Source organism: Chitinophaga sancti (assembly GCF_034424315.1).
GTDB classification, from domain to species: Bacteria; Bacteroidota; Bacteroidia; order Chitinophagales; family Chitinophagaceae; genus Chitinophaga; species Chitinophaga sancti.
This window is the reverse complement of the sequence record NZ_CP139972.1, coordinates 742,437-759,240: the sequence shown is the minus strand read 5'-3', so window position 1 is coordinate 759,240 and position 16,804 is coordinate 742,437. Positions and strand designations below refer to the sequence as shown.

The following is a 16,804-nucleotide window of genomic DNA, read 5'->3' as shown; positions in this document are numbered from 1 at the left end:
AGTGTCAATTTTTTAATTCTCCAAATAAATTTCTTTCAATTTCAAGTATCGGGGATAAATCGTCTACGAAATGATTGATTTATAGAATTGTTTAAAATAAATTTGATTTACTAAACAGTGTTCAGTAAGTTTGCGTCGTAAAGAAATTAATTATGGGGATTTCGGATCGCAAAGAAAGAGAAAAACAGGAGATGCGGAAGCTGATAATCAGCGCTGCAATGGAGATGTTCATCAAGGATGGATATGAGAAGACGTCGATCCGTAATATTGCCGAAAAGATTGAGTATTCGCCTGCGACGATCTATCTCTATTACAAGGATAAGGATGAATTGTTTTACGAGATCCAGCGGGAGGCTTTTGATCAGCTGCATGCATATTTCCAGGAACACGCGGTTTCAGCCAATCCGATGGAGCGCCTGCGGCAATTGCTGAAAGCATATATAGAATACGGCATTGCTAACCCGGACCTTTATGACCTGATGTTCATTCTCCGCTCACCAATGAAGGCGGTGGGGGAAGATGATTTCTGGGAGAATTGCAGCGGGGCTTTCCAGTTCCTGATAGATACCGTGGAGGCAGCCAAGGATCACCTGCGTTTCTCCGATCCTACACGGGCAGGGATGATCATGTGGGGCCTGGGTCATGGCATTATTGCCCTCACGATCCGGGGCAGGATGAAGGTAACCAGGATGAATGAGGAAGAACAGGCAGACCTTGTCCAGATTGCGTTACAGGAGTTTATGCAAATTATTCAGAAATAAATATTATCTGTGTCAACAATACAGTTGACACAGACAAACGATTCGCTCTTTTTGATTGACAACCAATTCATTTTCACTGACACGCTAGGTGTCTTTTTTTATACCACATCACTAAACAGTGTTCATTATGTCAACACGCATTAAAAAAAGACTTTTGTTCATTATGGCCATACTGGGTGTATCTTTCCGCCTTTCTGCCCAGGATACCTTGCTTGAACATTATATCCGGGAGGCATTTACCCGAAACCAGGGCCTGCAGCAGCGCAATTTCCAGCTCGATAAGTCGCTGTATGCCCTGCAGGAAGCCAAATCACTTTTTTATCCGAGTGTAAGCCTGGTAGGTGATTATACCCGGGCTGACGGGGGCCGTACCATTGATATTCCAATCGGGGATCTGCTGAATAATGTGTACTCGAGTTTGAATCAGCTGACGGGGAGTAACAGTTTCCCCCAATTGAACAACCAATCTGTACTCCTGAACCCGAATAACTTCTACGACGCAAAATTGCACACCACGCTCCCACTCATTAATACTGAAATCTGGTATGCGAATAAGATCCGCAGGGAGAATATTTCCTTGCAACAGGCATCGGTGAATGTGTACAAGCGTAAACTGGTGAAGGATCTGAAGACTGCGTATTACCAGTATTACCAGAGTTGCCGCGCGGTGGAGATCTACAATGCGGCGATGCTGCTGGTAGATGAGAATATCCGGGTGAATAAAAGCTTTATTGCGAACGGGGTGACGAATAGCACGGCACTTACCCGCTCACAGGCAGAGCAACAAAAGATCCTCACGAACATTACGAGTGCGGAAAATCAGCGTACGCTGGCAATGGCGTATTTCAATTTCCTGCTGAATAAGCCCTTGCATGATACGATCCTGCTGGACAGCGCCACATTTGCTACCGCTTCCCTCCTGCCGGTAGCTGATACAGCTACTATTACAAGGCGGGAGGAGTTGACACAACTGGAACAGCAGCAAAAAATTGCGACCCTGCAATACAAGCAGTCTGGTGCTTACCTGATTCCGAAGCTCAGTACTTTCCTGGATCTGGGTTCACAGGGTTTCAATTTTGCGGTAGATAATAAGAGCCGTTACTATCTCTGGGGCGTACATCTGCAGTGGGACATCTTTACCGCCGGACAGCAAAAGCATAAGGCACAGCAGGCGGCAATGGAAATAAAAACGGTGGACGCTGCCTACGCTGAAACGTATAGTGCGCTGCAGTTTGCACTGACGACCGCCTATAATAATTATCATACCGCAGTGGCCAATTACCAGAACGCACAAACGCAATTAGGCTTGTCTGAAAAATATTACCGCGATCAGTTTAAAGTGTACAAAGCAGGTCAGCTGCTATACCTGGAATTGCTGGATGCACAGAACCAGTTGACGAGTGCGCGTTTGCAGGTAGCGCTTGCATTTGCAGGGGTGCAGACGAGTATGGCTGATATTGAATTGCAGGCTGCGGCTTACCAGTTGCAATAAGGGTAGTCTTGGAAAGGGCGGTTAGGAATGCCGTTTGCGCAGTACGGTTTAGCAGGTACAATAATAAAATGCTATTTACTGAGATGCCGGTTTCGATAAAGGTAATCTTTGAAAGAGCTGTTGGGAATAAGCCTTGCTCATCACTTTTTAACAGTTGCAATAACAATATTAATTGAAAATGCGGTTTACTGAAATGCCGGTTACAGGCATCACTGAACCAATCACAATAACAACATTAAACGCTGAGATAATGAAAACTATTCACGCCATCTTACTACTCCCTTTTCTCGCCGCCTTCGTCGCCTCCTGTGGAGACAACAAAGCTGCTGAAAACAAAATCAGGACTGAAGTGATTCCTGTAAAACTGTTGCCTTTGAATGGTCAAAGCGCAGGTACCGCTGCCATAGCAGTTTCCGGGCAATTTACCACGGACGACGAAACGATGCTTTCCTTTAAAACCGGCGGCATCATTCAAAGCCTGCTTGTGAAAGAAGGCGATGCCATCAAGGCTGGACAATTGCTCGCGACGCTCAATCTCACTGAAATCAATGCACAGGTAACACAGGCGCAACTGGGCTTTGAAAAAGCTCAGCGCGATTATAACCGTGTACTCCACTTGTACCAGGATAGCGTGGCAACGCTGGAACAATTGCAGAATGCAAAGACCGGGATGAGCATTGCAGAAGAGCAGTACAAATCTGCCGAGTTCAATCGCAGTCATTCCCAGATCCGCGCTACTTCAAATGGCTATGTATTGCGCAAACTTGCCAGCGAAGGACAGCTGGTACAGGGCGGTACACCTGTTTTTGAAACGAATGGTGCACAGTCCGGCAACTGGCTGCTGCGGGTGGATCTGAGTAATAAACAATGGGCCGCTATCCAGCAACAGGACAAAGCGACGGTGGAGATTGAATCGGTGGCAGGAAAGATGTTTGAAGGGGTAGTGGTGCGAAAGACAGAAGGACTGAACCAGGCAAGTGGTACGTTCCGGGCGGATATTCGATTAACAGGGGCGAAACCGGCGGCAATTGCTTACGGTATGTTTGGCAAAGCGGTGATACAGCCGGCGGGGGGCGCAGGTACTGGTGTTGCAGCTAATGGTACAAATACAAAGAGTAGTATTACAGGCGCTGGAAATAACGGCCCATGGGCGGTTCCCTACGATGCACTGATGGAAGGTGATGGCAGCACAGGTTATGTATTTATCACGAATGATCATAAGACTGCCAAAAAAGTGACGGTTACTATTGGTGGTATGGAGAAAGACCAGGTGATTATTACTAATGGGCTGGAACAGGCTGCTGCACTCATTATTTCAGGTAGCGCTTATCTCACGGATGGTAGTCCGATTAGCGTAAAATAAATTGAACTCTTTCCATTTGCGGCAATGCTTTGCATGTCGGATGATAGTTCGATTAGTATAAAATAAATTGAACTTTCCCCATTTGCGGCAATGCTTTGCATCTCGGATGATAGCTCGATTAGCGTAAAATAAATTGAACTTTTCCCATTTGCAGCAATGCTTTGCATCTCGGATGATAGTTCGATTAGCATAAGACAAATTGAACTCTTTCCCATTTGCGGCAATGCTTTGCATCTCGGATGATAGTTCGATTAGCATAAGACAAATTGAACTTTTCCCATTTGCGGCAATGCTTTGCATCTCGGATAGTCGTCCGATTAGCATAAGACAAATTGAACTTTTCCCATTTGCGGCAATGCTTTGCATCTCGGATAGTCGTCCGATTAGTGTAAAATAAGCCGCGCCGTTTCAAAATCAGCACATGAAAATTTCAACATATGCGGTAAAGAATTACCAGTTCACCCTGGTCATCTTTATCATGATCATCACACTGGGCATCATGACCATCTTCAATATGCCCCGTTCCGAAGACCCGGAAATGCACGCCCCTACCTATTCCGTGGTCGTTGTCTACCCGGGCACCAGTCCAAAAGATATGGAAGACCTGGTCGTAGACCCCCTGGAAAAAGAACTCTATGCCCAGGAAAATGTAAAAAGGCTGCGCACCTCCATTGGGGATGGTCTGGCCGTGATCAGGGTAGAATATAAATACAGCAGCGATGTGAACGAGAAGTACCAGGAAGTACTGCGCGTGGTAAATGGTAAACGTGGCGAACTACCAGAAAATATACGCATTGACGTGATGCGCTTCCAGCCCAGTGACGTAAACATCCTGCAACTGGGCCTGGTGTCAGAAAATGCCCCCATGGATAAACTGCAATACTATGCAGAGAAATTACAGGATGAACTGGAAAGACTGAAAGAGCTGAAAAATGTAGAGATCCACGGCGTTCCTGACAGGCAGGTCCGCATCGAACTCCAGATGGAAAAGATTGCGCAGATGGGCATCTCTGTCAACAGCGTTATCGGCAGCTTACAGGGCGAAATGGCCAACATCCCCGGTGGTAGTATTGATGCAGGTAATCGCACTTACAACATCAAGAGTAGCGGCAGCTATAAATCACTCGATGAGATCAAAAATACCGTGATCAATGTCAACAGCAACAAGAATATTTTCCTGAAAGATATTGCGAATGTTTACTACGGCTTTAATGACGACACCTATGCGACACGCCTGAATGCGCACCGTTGCGTATTCCTCGTCGCGGCACAGAAGGAAGGTGAGAATATCAGTAAGACACAAAAAGTGTATGGCCCCGTGATAGAGCAGTTCAAAAAAACACTGCCTGCAAATATTGACCTGGTCAGAAATTTTGACCAGGCGGAGAACGTAAACAGGCGACTGAGCGGACTAGGTGAAGACTTTATTATTGCGATCCTGCTGGTAGCCGTAACCCTGCTCCCACTGGGTTTCAGACCCGCGCTGATTGTTATGATCTCTATTCCCCTGTCATTATCTATCGGCATCATCCTGCTGAATGTATTTGGATATAACCTGAACCAGCTGAGCATCGTAGGCCTGGTAGTTGCCTTAGGATTGCTGGTGGATGACAGCATAGTCGTGGTAGAGAATATTGAACGATGGATGCTGGAAGGGCATAACAGGCTGGACGCGACTTTGAAAGCAACCAAACAGATTGGATTAGCGGTAATCGGCTGTACAGCTGCACTGATCATTGCCTTTATGCCACTGGTATTTATGCCCGAAGGTTCTGGTGACTTCATCAGGGGATTACCACTGGCTGTGATCTTTAGTGTACTGGCTTCTATGCTTGTATCACTGACAATCATTCCTTTTTTGAGCAGTAAATTACTGAAAGCACATACCGGCCATCCGGATGGCAACATCTTTATGCGTGGCCTGAAACGCCTGATCCACGGTAGTTACAGCAAACTGCTGGATGGTGCACTGAAACGCCCCATCATGACAGTAGTGGCAACTGTGATCATCTTTGGCGGAGCGATCTACCTGTTCAAGGTGATTGGATTCAGTTTATTCCCTGCTTCTGAAAAGCCACAGTTCCTCATCAATATTACCACACCGGCACAATCTAATCTGCCCTATACGCACGACATTGCGCTGGAGATCGAGAAGGTATTAAAGACAGAGAAAGACATCCAATATTTCTCTACGAATATAGGCCGTGGTAATCCAAGGGTTTATTATAATATCATACAGGAACATGAAAGGAGTGACTATGCGCAGATCTTTGTGCAGCTGAAACCGGAGATAGCTCCTGATAAAAAACTGGCACTGATTGACAAGTTGCGTAAACTTTGGACACCCTATCCCGGTGCAAAAGTAGAGGTCAAGAATTTTGAGCAGGGGCCAGCATTACCGGCACCGGTTGAGATCCGGTTGTTCGGCGATAACCTGGATTCACTGAGAGAAATGGCTGGCCGTGCGGAAGAAATATTACGCAAAACACCCGGTACGATTTACGTAGACAACCCGGTGAAATTACTGAAGAGTGATATCAGGGTCGTGATCAATAAAGAAAAGGCGCAGCAATTGGGTGTACCGAGTCTGAATATAGACCGTACAGTACGACTGGCGGTAGCAGGGCTGAACCTGGGGCACTATGCGGATAATAATGACAATGATTACGACATCCTGCTCACAAGAAACAAGCGTGGCAGACCTACGATGGATGTATTTAATAGCCTGTATGTAAATGCGAATGATGGAAAATCGATTCCTTTGAGCCAGGTGGCGGATCTGAAAATGGAGAACTCTCCTATCAGTATCAGTCACCAGGAAAAGAGAAGAGTGGTATCTGTGACGGCATTTGTGGACAAGGGGGTGCTGGTAGACAAGGTATTGAACGAGGTGATTGCGAAGATGGATGCGCTGCCAAAACCAGCGGGTTATTCTTATGAGATGGGTGGTGAGATTGAGTCACGGAAGGATTCATTTGGTGACTTTACCAGCATTATTATCCTGACGGTGTTTATGTTTATTGCGGTGCTGATCCTAGAGTTCAGGACCTTCAAGAGCACCTTCATTGTATTGTCAGTGATCCCGCTGGGTGTGGTAGGTGCGGCTGTGGCACTGTGGATGACGGGCAATACCCTCTCTTTTGTGGCGATCATTGGGATGATTGCGCTGGCGGGGATTGAGGTGAAAAATACGATCCTGCTGGTGGACTTTACGAACCAGTTGCGGGAGCAGGGTAAGACGCTGGACGAAGCGATCCGTGAGGCGGGTGAGATCAGGTTTTTGCCGATTGTATTGACTTCATTGACGGCGATTGGGGGTTTGATTCCGATTGCGATCAGTACGAATCCTTTAATTGCGCCGCTGGCGATCGTATTGATTGGGGGTTTGATCAGTTCTACTTTGTTATCGAGGGTGGTAACGCCGGTGGTCTATAAATTGATGTATTAGGAGTTCATTATTTAAAACACGAACGCTTCTGCCTTCCGGCAGAAGCGTTCGTATTTATATGCATTTATTACTTTACAGCTTCCAGCCAGCTACTTGCCATCAGTTCTGCACCGGCCAGGCTCGGGTGGACTCCATCCCCTGTCCAGTAACTTCCCGGGGCAGATTGCTGTGCCTTATCAATAATATCCTGGTAAGGAATGAACACGGCATCGTATTTCATCGCAATCTCCTTTGCAGCCACACGGTAATCATTGAAAGCAGGGAACCATTTATCATCCACGGCTTTCACATGGTTCACCGCAAAGGGTTCTCCAATAATCAGCTGTACGCCGGGCAATTTTTGCTTCGTACGATCCAGCAGGGCTGTAAAATCGTCCTTATAGGTCTTGATAGTACCGGTATATGCACCCGTGAGGGTATGCCAGTAATCATTGACCCCAATGAGAATACTAAGTACATCCGGCTGAAGGTTCAGGCAGTCGGCATCCCAGCGTTCTGCCAGTTGGTACACTTTATTGCCACTGATACCCCTGTTGTAGATCTTCAGGTTGCGATCAGGGAATTTTTTTAACAGGGCAGCTGCGGCCAGAAACGCATAGCCGGTACCTAATGCAGCGCCATTGTTGGCGTCATCATGATCTCTCTTACGGCCGGCATCAGTGATTGAATCCCCCTGAAACAGGATGACAGCATCTTTTTTCAGGGTGATCTTTTTTGCTTTTTCACTGTGAGCAGCGGCAAAGGAAATATCAGGAAGGGCAGCAAGGCCCAGGGTTCCAAGTGATAAGTTGCGGAGAAACTTTCTCCTTGGTGAATGAGTGGATTGTTCCATGGAATCTTTTAAGTTAATAGTATATACATTGCAGTTAGAAGGGTCTGAGGACCTGGGGAATAAAACTAAGAAATTATTTATATAAAAGGAAACAGGTGGGAGAAATGGTAGCGGGGTATTTTTTGTAATTACACCCCAAAACCAATGATACCGTCTTTAAAAACAAAAAGGCCGCCCAGGAATGGGCGGCTAGCTAGTTATCTATCCTATGAAAACCTGTGTATTAATAACTTGTTTTTATTTACTTTTAAGCGCAAGCCTACACAGTTCTATGCAGAGCCTGGTATACCGGGAATGATGGTTCGGAGCCTTTCGGTTCCAAATCTGCCACAGTTGCCCTGGTATCAAATACTTATACCAAGGCCTGGTGAGCGTTTGGCTTATTATGGATATGGATCTCCGTTAATAATGCATGTTATATTCCTTCTCTTGCACTTTTATATCATTCCAAAAATTAATTCAATACTATCAGGCATAATTTTTATACCTTATTGATATTAATTTTTACACTGAATATAATTAGTTTTAAACGCGTTATGCGTTTGTTGGTGTAAAGATGGCTAATTGTTATCGGCACCACTCTATTTATTGGCACGCTTTTTTATAAAATGAGTAAGGACACACATATTTCTAGGTGCTAACACTTATTTTACACACCGACCACAGCTGAACACGCAAAAGAGGTGGTTATTTGACGCATATTTACGTGCAGGTCAGCAGTTGGAACCCATACCTATCTTCTTGAAAAACCCCACTAAGTAAAAGACATTATTATTTAGACTAAAAAAACATGAGTATGGTCATTAGTACATTACCTGCAACTTTGGAGAAAGGAACCATCTTTCATTCATCGCTTTCACCAATCAGAGAGGGAAAATTTATTCAATCTAAAAGTGGTAAGCGTCAGTCCCATTAAACCACGTAAGCAGGAGATATGCGTTCTAATGAGAACTAGCTAAAAAAAAGGCCCGATGCAGATAATACAGGCCTAACGGGAACGTATAAACCAGCTCAAACTAAATTGAATGAAAGCACCGATCTATAAAATTTTACTTTTAGAGGAAGACACTGCTTTAATCCGCAAAATCCAGCAGCTGCTAACCCTTCACAACTACGATCTGATTACCAGTACGACACCTGAAGAAGGGATGTACATGAGCCGTCAGTTTAAACCAGACCTCATTGTATGTGGCGTGAAACTGAGAGGTGGCAGTGGCTACCACTTTCTCATGGAACTGCGAAATGACCCCACACTGCAGCATCTGCCCCTTATCCTGATCAGTGGCAAAGAAGGTAAGGAAGACATGCGCATGGGTATGAATCTCGGCGCAGATGATTTTCTGACCAAGCCTTTTAAGAGCAAAGAACTGCTCATGAGCATCAAATCGAGGATCACAAGGTTTACTGTTTTCAACCTGCAACAGCGGGAAAAGAAACACACGACCATTGTGTCTATGCCAGTAGTTGCCCCGGAGATACACGGCAAACTGAGTAAAACAGAACTGCGCATCATGCAGATGATTGCAGAAGGATTAAGCACCAAAGAGATTGCACAGGCACTCAATATCAGTATTAAGACTGTAGAGAACCACAGACACAACATCTCCAAAAAGCTGAACCTGACAGGGCACAATTCCCTGATCAAGTACGCTATCCGTAATCTACAACAGCAATACCGGATCTTGAGTTAGGTTCATTGGTATTAAGAGTTTTGCATTTATTAAAAAGTGGAAGAAAAAGAAATGGCTTCCACCTTCGGTAGAAGCCATTTCTTTTCGCGGCTGTTGCGATGCCCTGCCGGGCGCTCAGATAAATACATGCATATTTTCAACCAATGCCTGTAGTCTTTTATTTTATCTGAATTTATAATTGTCTGGAGAACAATTATTTCTTCAGTTTGAGATGCAATACATCTTTATCGTAGTAATAGTCCAGGTCTCCGATGATCTGTAGTGTTTCGAGGAAGTAATCGAGGCGCTGCTGTTTTTCCAGTCCGCCAGTAAATTTCTTGCCGGCGATGGTCGGGTCGTCGAATACCACTTTCACGCCATACCAACGCTCTATAACTGCAGCGATATGGTCCAGGGAGGTGTTGTGGAATACATACAGGCCACGCATCCATGCCAGTACTTCATCCGTATCGAAGGTGTTTACGCTATACTTGTTTTCGGTATTGAATGCGACTTCCTGACCGGGTTTCAGAATGACTTCCCTGTCACCAAATTTTGTCAGCACCTTCCCTGTCACCAGGGAGGTAGTGGTTATTTCTTTGCCATATGCATTGACATTAAAGCTGGTACCGAGTACGGTGATATCTGAATGGGCAGTGTGTACAATAAAAGGCTGTCCGTCTTTCTTTGCTACATTGAAGTAGGCTTCACCTTCCAGGTATACCTCCCTTTTATCGCCATTGAAGGCAAATGGGAACCGGAGTTTGGAAGTAGCATTCAGCCATACTTCTGTACCGTCTGAAAGAGCGAGTTTATAATCCATTTTTGGGGGAACGGTCAGGGTATTGAACCCTTCTCCCATCTTTGCATTGGAGGTGTATTGTAATTGTTTGGCACCGGCACTGAGCTGTACATCACCCGCAGTTATCTGCTGGCTGGGCTGGTTGTAGGGCAGGGCTACGGTGGTGCCATTGGCCAGCTGCAATTTGAGACCGGGCACTCCCTTGTCCGGGTGAGTGGCTGCTGCCAGCGGAAGGGGATCCTTTTCCCAGATGCCGGAGCGCCAGATAACACTGATGGCCAGGCCAACCAGTACTGCGATGGCTGCTGCCATCATCCCGATGCGGTTCATTTTTACCCTGCGGGAACGTATGGTGAGTTGGTTTTTGACATTGTTCCAGGCGGCTTTTTCGTCGATCTGCTGCCAGTGGAGATCTTCGCCGGGCACACTATAACTATGCCTCAGGGCCTGCCACATTAGGGCGATTTCTTCATGGGTGTCGATGAGACTAACTACCCAGGCATCATCTGCTTCGCTGATTGTACCGTTTCGTTTTTCCAACAGGAGTTGGTAAATGTGCTCGTGATTCTCGATCATCATATAATTCCTTGTTAAATAAGACGGTGGGCTTCCGCACGTGAATTTATACTGCAATCTATTGCATCGAAGCTACGGCTATCTGTTTGATAATTAAGTTAACTACCAGTTAATGATTTGAGATAACAAGTTGTTTTTCTTACGCTTAATCACATTTGCACGGTATTATTTTCGCAAAAATGAGTAGTATTTTAACATAAAAAACCGCTAATAATTGCGGATACCTTCGGCATCAGCAATCATTAGCGGCAAACTATGGCCTGCGGCCGGCTTTGGAAAAGTTAAATTAGAAGTATAAAAACTAGAATTTAGAATCCGGACGATTCTCAGGTGCTTTACCAAATTCGTAATTAGGTTTAGGCCCCATCACGATTTTCAGCTCTCCACCTTTCACCATATCCGCATGGCGAATATAGCTGTTCTTATACGGTTTACCATTCAAAGTAACGCTCTGAATATAAATATTTTCGTTGCTATTGTTGCTTGTCTCAACAGTGAAGGTCTTACCACCTGCCAGTTTCATTACGGCCTTGTCAAACAGCGGGCTACCCAGTACATAAATACCCTTGGCAGGGTTTACAGGGTAGAACCCTAATGAAGACATGACATACCAGGAAGACATTGCGCCGCAATCCTCGTTACCGGCCAGACCTTCAGGCGTGGTGGTATAGAATTCTTTAACCACCTGTCTTACTTTTTCTGCAGTCTTCCACTGGTTGCCGGCGTAAGTGTAGAGGTAAGTAACGTGATGGCTGGGTTCATTACCATGGGCATACATACCGATCAGACCGGAAATATCACTACTAGCTTTTGCACCCATATCACCTTTGGCAGTGAACAGGCTATCCAGTTTCTTTGTGAATGGTTCATCACCACCCAGCAATGCGATTAAGCCTTCCGGATCCTGTGGCACCAGCCAGGTATACTGCCAGGCATTCCCTTCTGTAAAGTCGCCGAATTCGTGAACGGAATTGAACGGATCGAAAGGAGATTTCCAGCTGCCATCATCCATTCTTGGACGTACAAAACGTACGGAAGGATCGAAGTAGTTCTTATAGTATGCTGCTCTTTTAGAGAAATACGCGAAATCTTCAGTACGGCCCAGTTTCTTTGCCATGGCGGCTATACACCAGTCATCGATCGCATATTCCATTGCTTTGGATACGGATTCTCTCTCGTGCTCTGAAGAAATATAGCCTTTTGCTTTGATGTCTTTCATTCCATAATCATCCCTGGTGGCAGAGGCTTTCATGGCTTCGAATGCTTCGTTCGGATCAAACCCGGTATAGCCTTTCAGGTAAGCATCTGCAATGAAAGGTACGGCATGGTAGCCCACCATACAATCAGTTTCATTACCATCCAGGTGCCAGATAGGCAATTTGCCCTGTTGTTTGTAAATAGCCAGCATGGTATTGACAAAACTGCCTATGCGTTCAGGCTGCAACAGTGTATACATCGGCATATCTGAACGATAGATATCCCAGAGTGAAAATACTGAATAGTTATTGAAGCCCGGGTTTGCGTATTCCTTCTTATCTGTACCACGGTATGTACCGCTGTGGTCATTAAATAAGGAAGGTGCGATCATGGTATGATATAAGGAAGTATAGAAGATGGTCTTGGCAGAGTCGTTCCGGGTGGTAAGACTTACTTTAGTCAGTTCTGTATTCCATTTGGCAACAGCTGCTTTGTTCACCGCTGCGAAATCCCATCCCGGAATTTCTGACTTGATATTTTCCAGGGCATTTTCGCTGCTTACGGGGGAAATGCCCACTTTCAGCAGTACGGTAGCAGGTGCTTTATCGAAGGAGATCAAACCTTTTACCTGCTGGCCTTTCAGTTGGGTACCTTTCTGCAGGTCGTTACCATCGTACACACTAAAGTTCTTCAGCGGTACATTACTTTTAATGGCAAACCACAGGCGCTGATCTACTGCCCAGCCTTTGGAATAGCGGTAGCCTACCAGGGTATAATCATCTTTTTTAGTGATGTAGGTTTCCACAGGTGCATCCCAGCCGATACCTTCTTTCAGGTCTACTATGATATGCCCTTCCTGGTTGGCAGGGAAGGTATATTTATGAAAACCTACTCTTTCGGAGGCGGTCAGTTCCACCTTGATCCTGTAGTCTTCCAGCGTGACAGCGTAGTAACCTGGTTTGGCTGTTTCGTGGGCGTGGGTGTAGTGCGAGCCATAACCGCTGGTTGGATTATCCTGAGTACCGTGGTTCGTACGTACCTTGCCGGTATACGGCATGATCAGTACATCGCCCAGGTCACCGATACCTGTACCACTGAGGTGGGTTTGCGAGAAGCCGATCACTACACTGTCAGAGTAATGATAGCCAGAGCACCAATCCCAACCTTTTACGATATTATTAGGGCCTACCTGTACCGCACCAAAAGGTACGTTTGCCCCTACAAATACGTGGCCGTGGCCGCCTGATCCGATGTATGGATCTACATAATCAACTGGTTGGTAAACCTTAGTGCCTGTAACAACTGTCTTTTTTGATTGACCGTTTAATTGAATGCCGGTAGCCAGCAAGGCTGCTGCCAGCATTGGGTAATGCATGAGTCCCAATTTCATATCTTGAAATCCTTTAGACTTCCAAGATACGGCGCTCCTGGCAGAAAGTAAAGTCCGGTGAAAATGACATCAGTCAGGGTTAAGATGTTATACAAATGAATAAATGATATGATATTCAATGTATTTATTAGGGCTACTTACTATTTCCGATAATTTAATATTCAGCTAAAATCCTTGATCATCAAGAAATACAGTAGCTGATTTCGGCCATTTTTGCATACCAGGGAGCACTTAGGCTGCAAAAAAGACACTTTCTCCGGAAAGTTTAAAATATTAATACTATCTTTACTATATTTAAGTTAATATATGATAATATCTTTTAAATTGAGATATTCTATATTTTTTAGCGCAGGCCAAATATCCTATGAGATGAAAGCAATTTTACTCATTTTACTTTTTCCTCTTTTCCTTTGTGTAAGCAGTGTAAATGCACAATCAGGTTCGGCAATTACCGGCTTACAAGGTATGAACTATCAGGCGGTTTTGAGAAAAACCAGTACGCAGGGCGTGGCAGCAAACCTGACATGTCTGCTCAAATTCTCTTTTTCCGCTACATCCGGTGGTGTGCCCGTTTACGAAGAGGTGCAGGGTTTAGTGAGTTCTGCACAGGGTATTGTCAGTGCGGTCATAGGCAAGGGTACGGTGCTTAAAGGTAGTTGGTCAGCTATTCCCTGGAGCAGTGGTACTGTTTATCTGCAGGCTTCTGTAGATATGACCAATTCGGGTAGCTACGATCCTATTGGTACACCAGTTCAGATGTTTGCTGTACCATATGCGATGTATGCTGCCAATGGCGGCAGCGGTGGTACCGGCGGCAGCGGCACTGGAACAGGTATCAGCTGGAAAGGTACTAAGACAATAGCGCCGCTTACAGCGATTACCGGGGATGCGTATTATAACAGTACTGACAGAAAATCTTATATCTATGATAGCCTGGGTGTATGGCAGGTTATGACCCAGGATGGAAACGGTATTTCCTGGTTAGGCCAGTTCACCGTGGATCCAAGTAGTCCGGTTGCGGGCAATGCTTATTATAATATGACAGACAAGAAGTCTTACATCTATGATGGCAGTGCATGGCAGATCATGACCCAGGATGGTGCAGATGGTACGACACTGGTGTGGCTGGGTACACTCACTGATGCACCGGTATCTCCGGCTATCAACCAGGCTTATTATAATTCTACTGATAAAAAGTCTTACATCTATGATGGTACCGGATGGCAGACCCTTACAATGGATGGTATCCAGGGGGTAGGTATAACCTGGTTAGGCTCTTTCGCTACAGCACCTGCCACTCCAACCCTGAATCATGCTTATTATAATACGACTGATCGTGCTGCTTATATCTATGATGGTGCAGCATGGCAGGTACTGGCGGAAGGTGGTACCGGCTGGACTTTAAAAACGCTGGAGTTTCAGAATAACGGTGTACTGGGTCTTGCAACAACTGCCAGCTCCGATACCCTGAAAGCAACCAAGAAAGCCTGGCTCACGACAGGGAATACAGGTACCAACAGTAACACAGAGTTTATTGGTACGCTCGATACCGCTGCTTTTGCTATCAAGACCAATGGTAATGGCACGCAGCAGGAAAGAATTCACTTTACGAATACTTCCAGGATCTTTGTAAACGGTACTGCGGATACGGCTTCTTCCCAGGGGCAGGCGGTATTGACAGTGTTTGGCGGTGGTTCTCCACTGGCACTGAACCCGGGTGAACCAAGTACAGACCATGCGATCAACGCTTATAACTCAAACAGTACTGCAGCCATTTATGGCCGTAACTATAGTAATGGTTATGGTATACAGGGTGTATCTTCTGCGGGTGCAGGTATCTATGGCTGGTCAAACACAAAAAGTTCACTTCCGATAAAGGGTGAAAACTATTCAAGTCAGGGGGGCTACGGAATCTTTGGATCTACGCGGTCTCCTTATCTATATAGCGGTAATGCCTATGGTGCAGGGGTGATAGGCTGGTCACAGAGTACGGCTGGTATTGGTTTGATGGGGATAGGTAACAACCTGGACTATACGAATGCAAGTCTGCTGCAGGGGCCAACGACCAATGGCGCGGGCGTGCTGGGTAATGGTAGTTATTATGGTGTAGTAGGTGTGGGTGGTGTTTCCAATGGAACTATGGGCGTGGGTGTAGCAGGTGGTGGTAATAACATGCCGGTGGTTGCGCCGGCTACCGGTGGTGCGGGTGTATCAGGTGTTGGTTATATTGGTGTAGCTGGTTTTGGTAAGAGTTCTTCCAACTCCGGTGGTGATGCTGGTCGTTGGGGAGCCTATTTTGAAAGTCGCTATGGTAGTACGCCTATCGGTTATATTTATATTGCGGGTCAGGCAGCTGCCGGTACATTCTTAGGATTTGCGACCACAGGTACCAAATCAACTATTGTGAAAGATGAAGCAGGAACACGTCGTTTGCTGTATTGCCCGGAAGCGCCGGAAGTATTGTTCCAGGATTATGGAACAGGTGAACTGACAAATGGTAAGGCGCATATTGATCTCGACAAATTATTGACCCAGCATATTCTTGTAGATGCCAAACATCCGCTGAAGGTATTTATCCAGTTGGAAGGCGATTGTAACGGTGTGTTTGTAACTAACAAGTCTGCAACTGGTTTTGATGTAAAAGAATTGCAGAATGGCGCATCCAATGTCTCTTTTACCTGGCAGATTGTAGCCAGCAGGGCGAATGAGATCAGTGCTACCGGCAGTGAGCTGAACTATGCTGATCAGCGTTTTGCAGAAGCACCGGGTCCGCTGCCAACAATTGAAGAAACCAGGCCGGTAATTGATTCAGCAGCAGCTGCAGCAGCCGTTACTGCGGGTAAAGCAAATGAAATAATAGCGGCAGCCGCAGCGAAATCAGGCGCCACTAACAAGGTAGCGCTGAAAAAAGAAGAAGCTACGATCGTAAACAAAGCATTCTCTAACCTCCAGTTTGCAAGTGCGAAAGCGGAAATTGCCAAAAGTTCACTGTCATCTATGGACAAGCTGGCTACCCTGCTGACCACTCATCCAGAATGGCACGTTATACTAAGCGGCCATACTGACAATGAAGGAACCCCGGCATTTAATCAAACCCTTTCAGAAAAAAGAAGCGAAGCGGTAAAGACCTACCTGACCTCAAAAGGAGTGAATGCAGATCATATCACGACTATCGGTTACGGACAAACTAAGCCCCTGAGCGCAGAAAATACCCAGGTTGCCAGAGAGAAGAACCGACGCGTAGAAATCGCAATTTATTCAGAAAGACCTTAA

General features: G+C 45.8%; 9 protein-coding genes. 6 read left to right on the top strand and 3 right to left on the bottom strand.

Features of this window, described 5'->3' with window-relative positions:
* The first annotated feature begins 191 nt into the window (after nt 1–191).
* The 4 genes from U0033_RS02775 (at nt 192) to U0033_RS02760 (ending at nt 7,064) form a co-directional block, all read left to right on the top strand.
* On the top strand, nt 192–761 hold the full coding sequence (locus U0033_RS02775) for a TetR/AcrR family transcriptional regulator (RefSeq protein WP_218163991.1): 570 nt from the start codon (nt 192–194) through the stop codon (nt 759–761).
* A 127-nt stretch (nt 762–888) separates the two neighbouring features.
* Nucleotides 889–2,253, top strand: a complete 1,365-nt coding sequence (locus U0033_RS02770; protein ID WP_083571384.1) for a TolC family protein — start codon at nt 889–891, stop codon at nt 2,251–2,253.
* Nucleotides 2,254–2,503: 250 nt separating this feature from the next.
* Entirely contained in the window at nt 2,504–3,616 is a 1,113-nt protein-coding gene (locus tag U0033_RS02765; RefSeq protein WP_072358289.1) for an efflux RND transporter periplasmic adaptor subunit, read from the top strand.
* 421 nt (nt 3,617–4,037) lie between these two features.
* Nucleotides 4,038–7,064 carry an efflux RND transporter permease subunit gene (locus tag U0033_RS02760; protein ID WP_072357872.1) on the top strand — a complete coding sequence of 1,009 codons (3,027 nt, stop codon included), beginning with the start codon at nt 4,038–4,040 and terminating at the stop codon, nt 7,062–7,064.
* Between the two features lie 67 nt (nt 7,065–7,131).
* On the opposite strand, the gene U0033_RS02755 is transcribed toward U0033_RS02760, so the two are convergent.
* Nucleotides 7,132–7,896: an SGNH/GDSL hydrolase family protein gene (locus U0033_RS02755; RefSeq protein WP_072357874.1), complete on the bottom strand. Its 765-nt coding sequence runs from the start codon at nt 7,894–7,896 to the stop codon at nt 7,132–7,134.
* Nucleotides 7,897–8,921: 1,025 nt separating this feature from the next.
* Here U0033_RS02755 and U0033_RS02750 point away from each other — a divergent pair.
* Entirely contained in the window at nt 8,922–9,587 is a 666-nt protein-coding gene (locus tag U0033_RS02750) for a response regulator transcription factor (protein ID WP_072357876.1), read from the top strand.
* A gap of 193 nt (nt 9,588–9,780) precedes the next feature.
* On the opposite strand, the gene U0033_RS02745 is transcribed toward U0033_RS02750, so the two are convergent.
* Entirely contained in the window at nt 9,781–10,947 is a 1,167-nt protein-coding gene (locus tag U0033_RS02745) for a FecR family protein (RefSeq protein WP_083571385.1), read from the bottom strand.
* A 298-nt stretch (nt 10,948–11,245) separates the two neighbouring features.
* On the bottom strand, nt 11,246–13,531 hold the full coding sequence (locus U0033_RS02740) for a GH92 family glycosyl hydrolase (protein ID WP_072357881.1): 2,286 nt from the start codon (nt 13,529–13,531) through the stop codon (nt 11,246–11,248).
* 369 nt (nt 13,532–13,900) lie between these two features.
* On the opposite strand from U0033_RS02740, the gene U0033_RS02735 reads away from it, so the two are divergent.
* On the top strand, nt 13,901–16,804 hold the full coding sequence (locus U0033_RS02735; RefSeq protein WP_072357884.1) for an OmpA family protein: 2,904 nt from the start codon (nt 13,901–13,903) through the stop codon (nt 16,802–16,804).

Coding starts and splice junctions, on each gene's coding strand:
- U0033_RS02775 (WP_218163991.1), top strand. CDS start 192: ATGCGGAAGCTGATAATCAGCGCTGCAATGGAGATGTTCATCAAGGAT.
- U0033_RS02770 (WP_083571384.1), top strand. CDS start 889: ATGTCAACACGCATTAAAAAAAGACTTTTGTTCATTATGGCCATACTG.
- U0033_RS02765 (WP_072358289.1), top strand. CDS start 2,504: ATGAAAACTATTCACGCCATCTTACTACTCCCTTTTCTCGCCGCCTTC.
- U0033_RS02760 (WP_072357872.1), top strand. CDS start 4,038: ATGAAAATTTCAACATATGCGGTAAAGAATTACCAGTTCACCCTGGTC.
- U0033_RS02755 (WP_072357874.1), bottom strand. CDS start 7,896: ATGGAACAATCCACTCATTCACCAAGGAGAAAGTTTCTCCGCAACTTA.
- U0033_RS02750 (WP_072357876.1), top strand. CDS start 8,922: ATGAAAGCACCGATCTATAAAATTTTACTTTTAGAGGAAGACACTGCT.
- U0033_RS02745 (WP_083571385.1), bottom strand. CDS start 10,947: ATGATGATCGAGAATCACGAGCACATTTACCAACTCCTGTTGGAAAAA.
- U0033_RS02740 (WP_072357881.1), bottom strand. CDS start 13,531: ATGAAATTGGGACTCATGCATTACCCAATGCTGGCAGCAGCCTTGCTG.
- U0033_RS02735 (WP_072357884.1), top strand. CDS start 13,901: ATGAAAGCAATTTTACTCATTTTACTTTTTCCTCTTTTCCTTTGTGTA.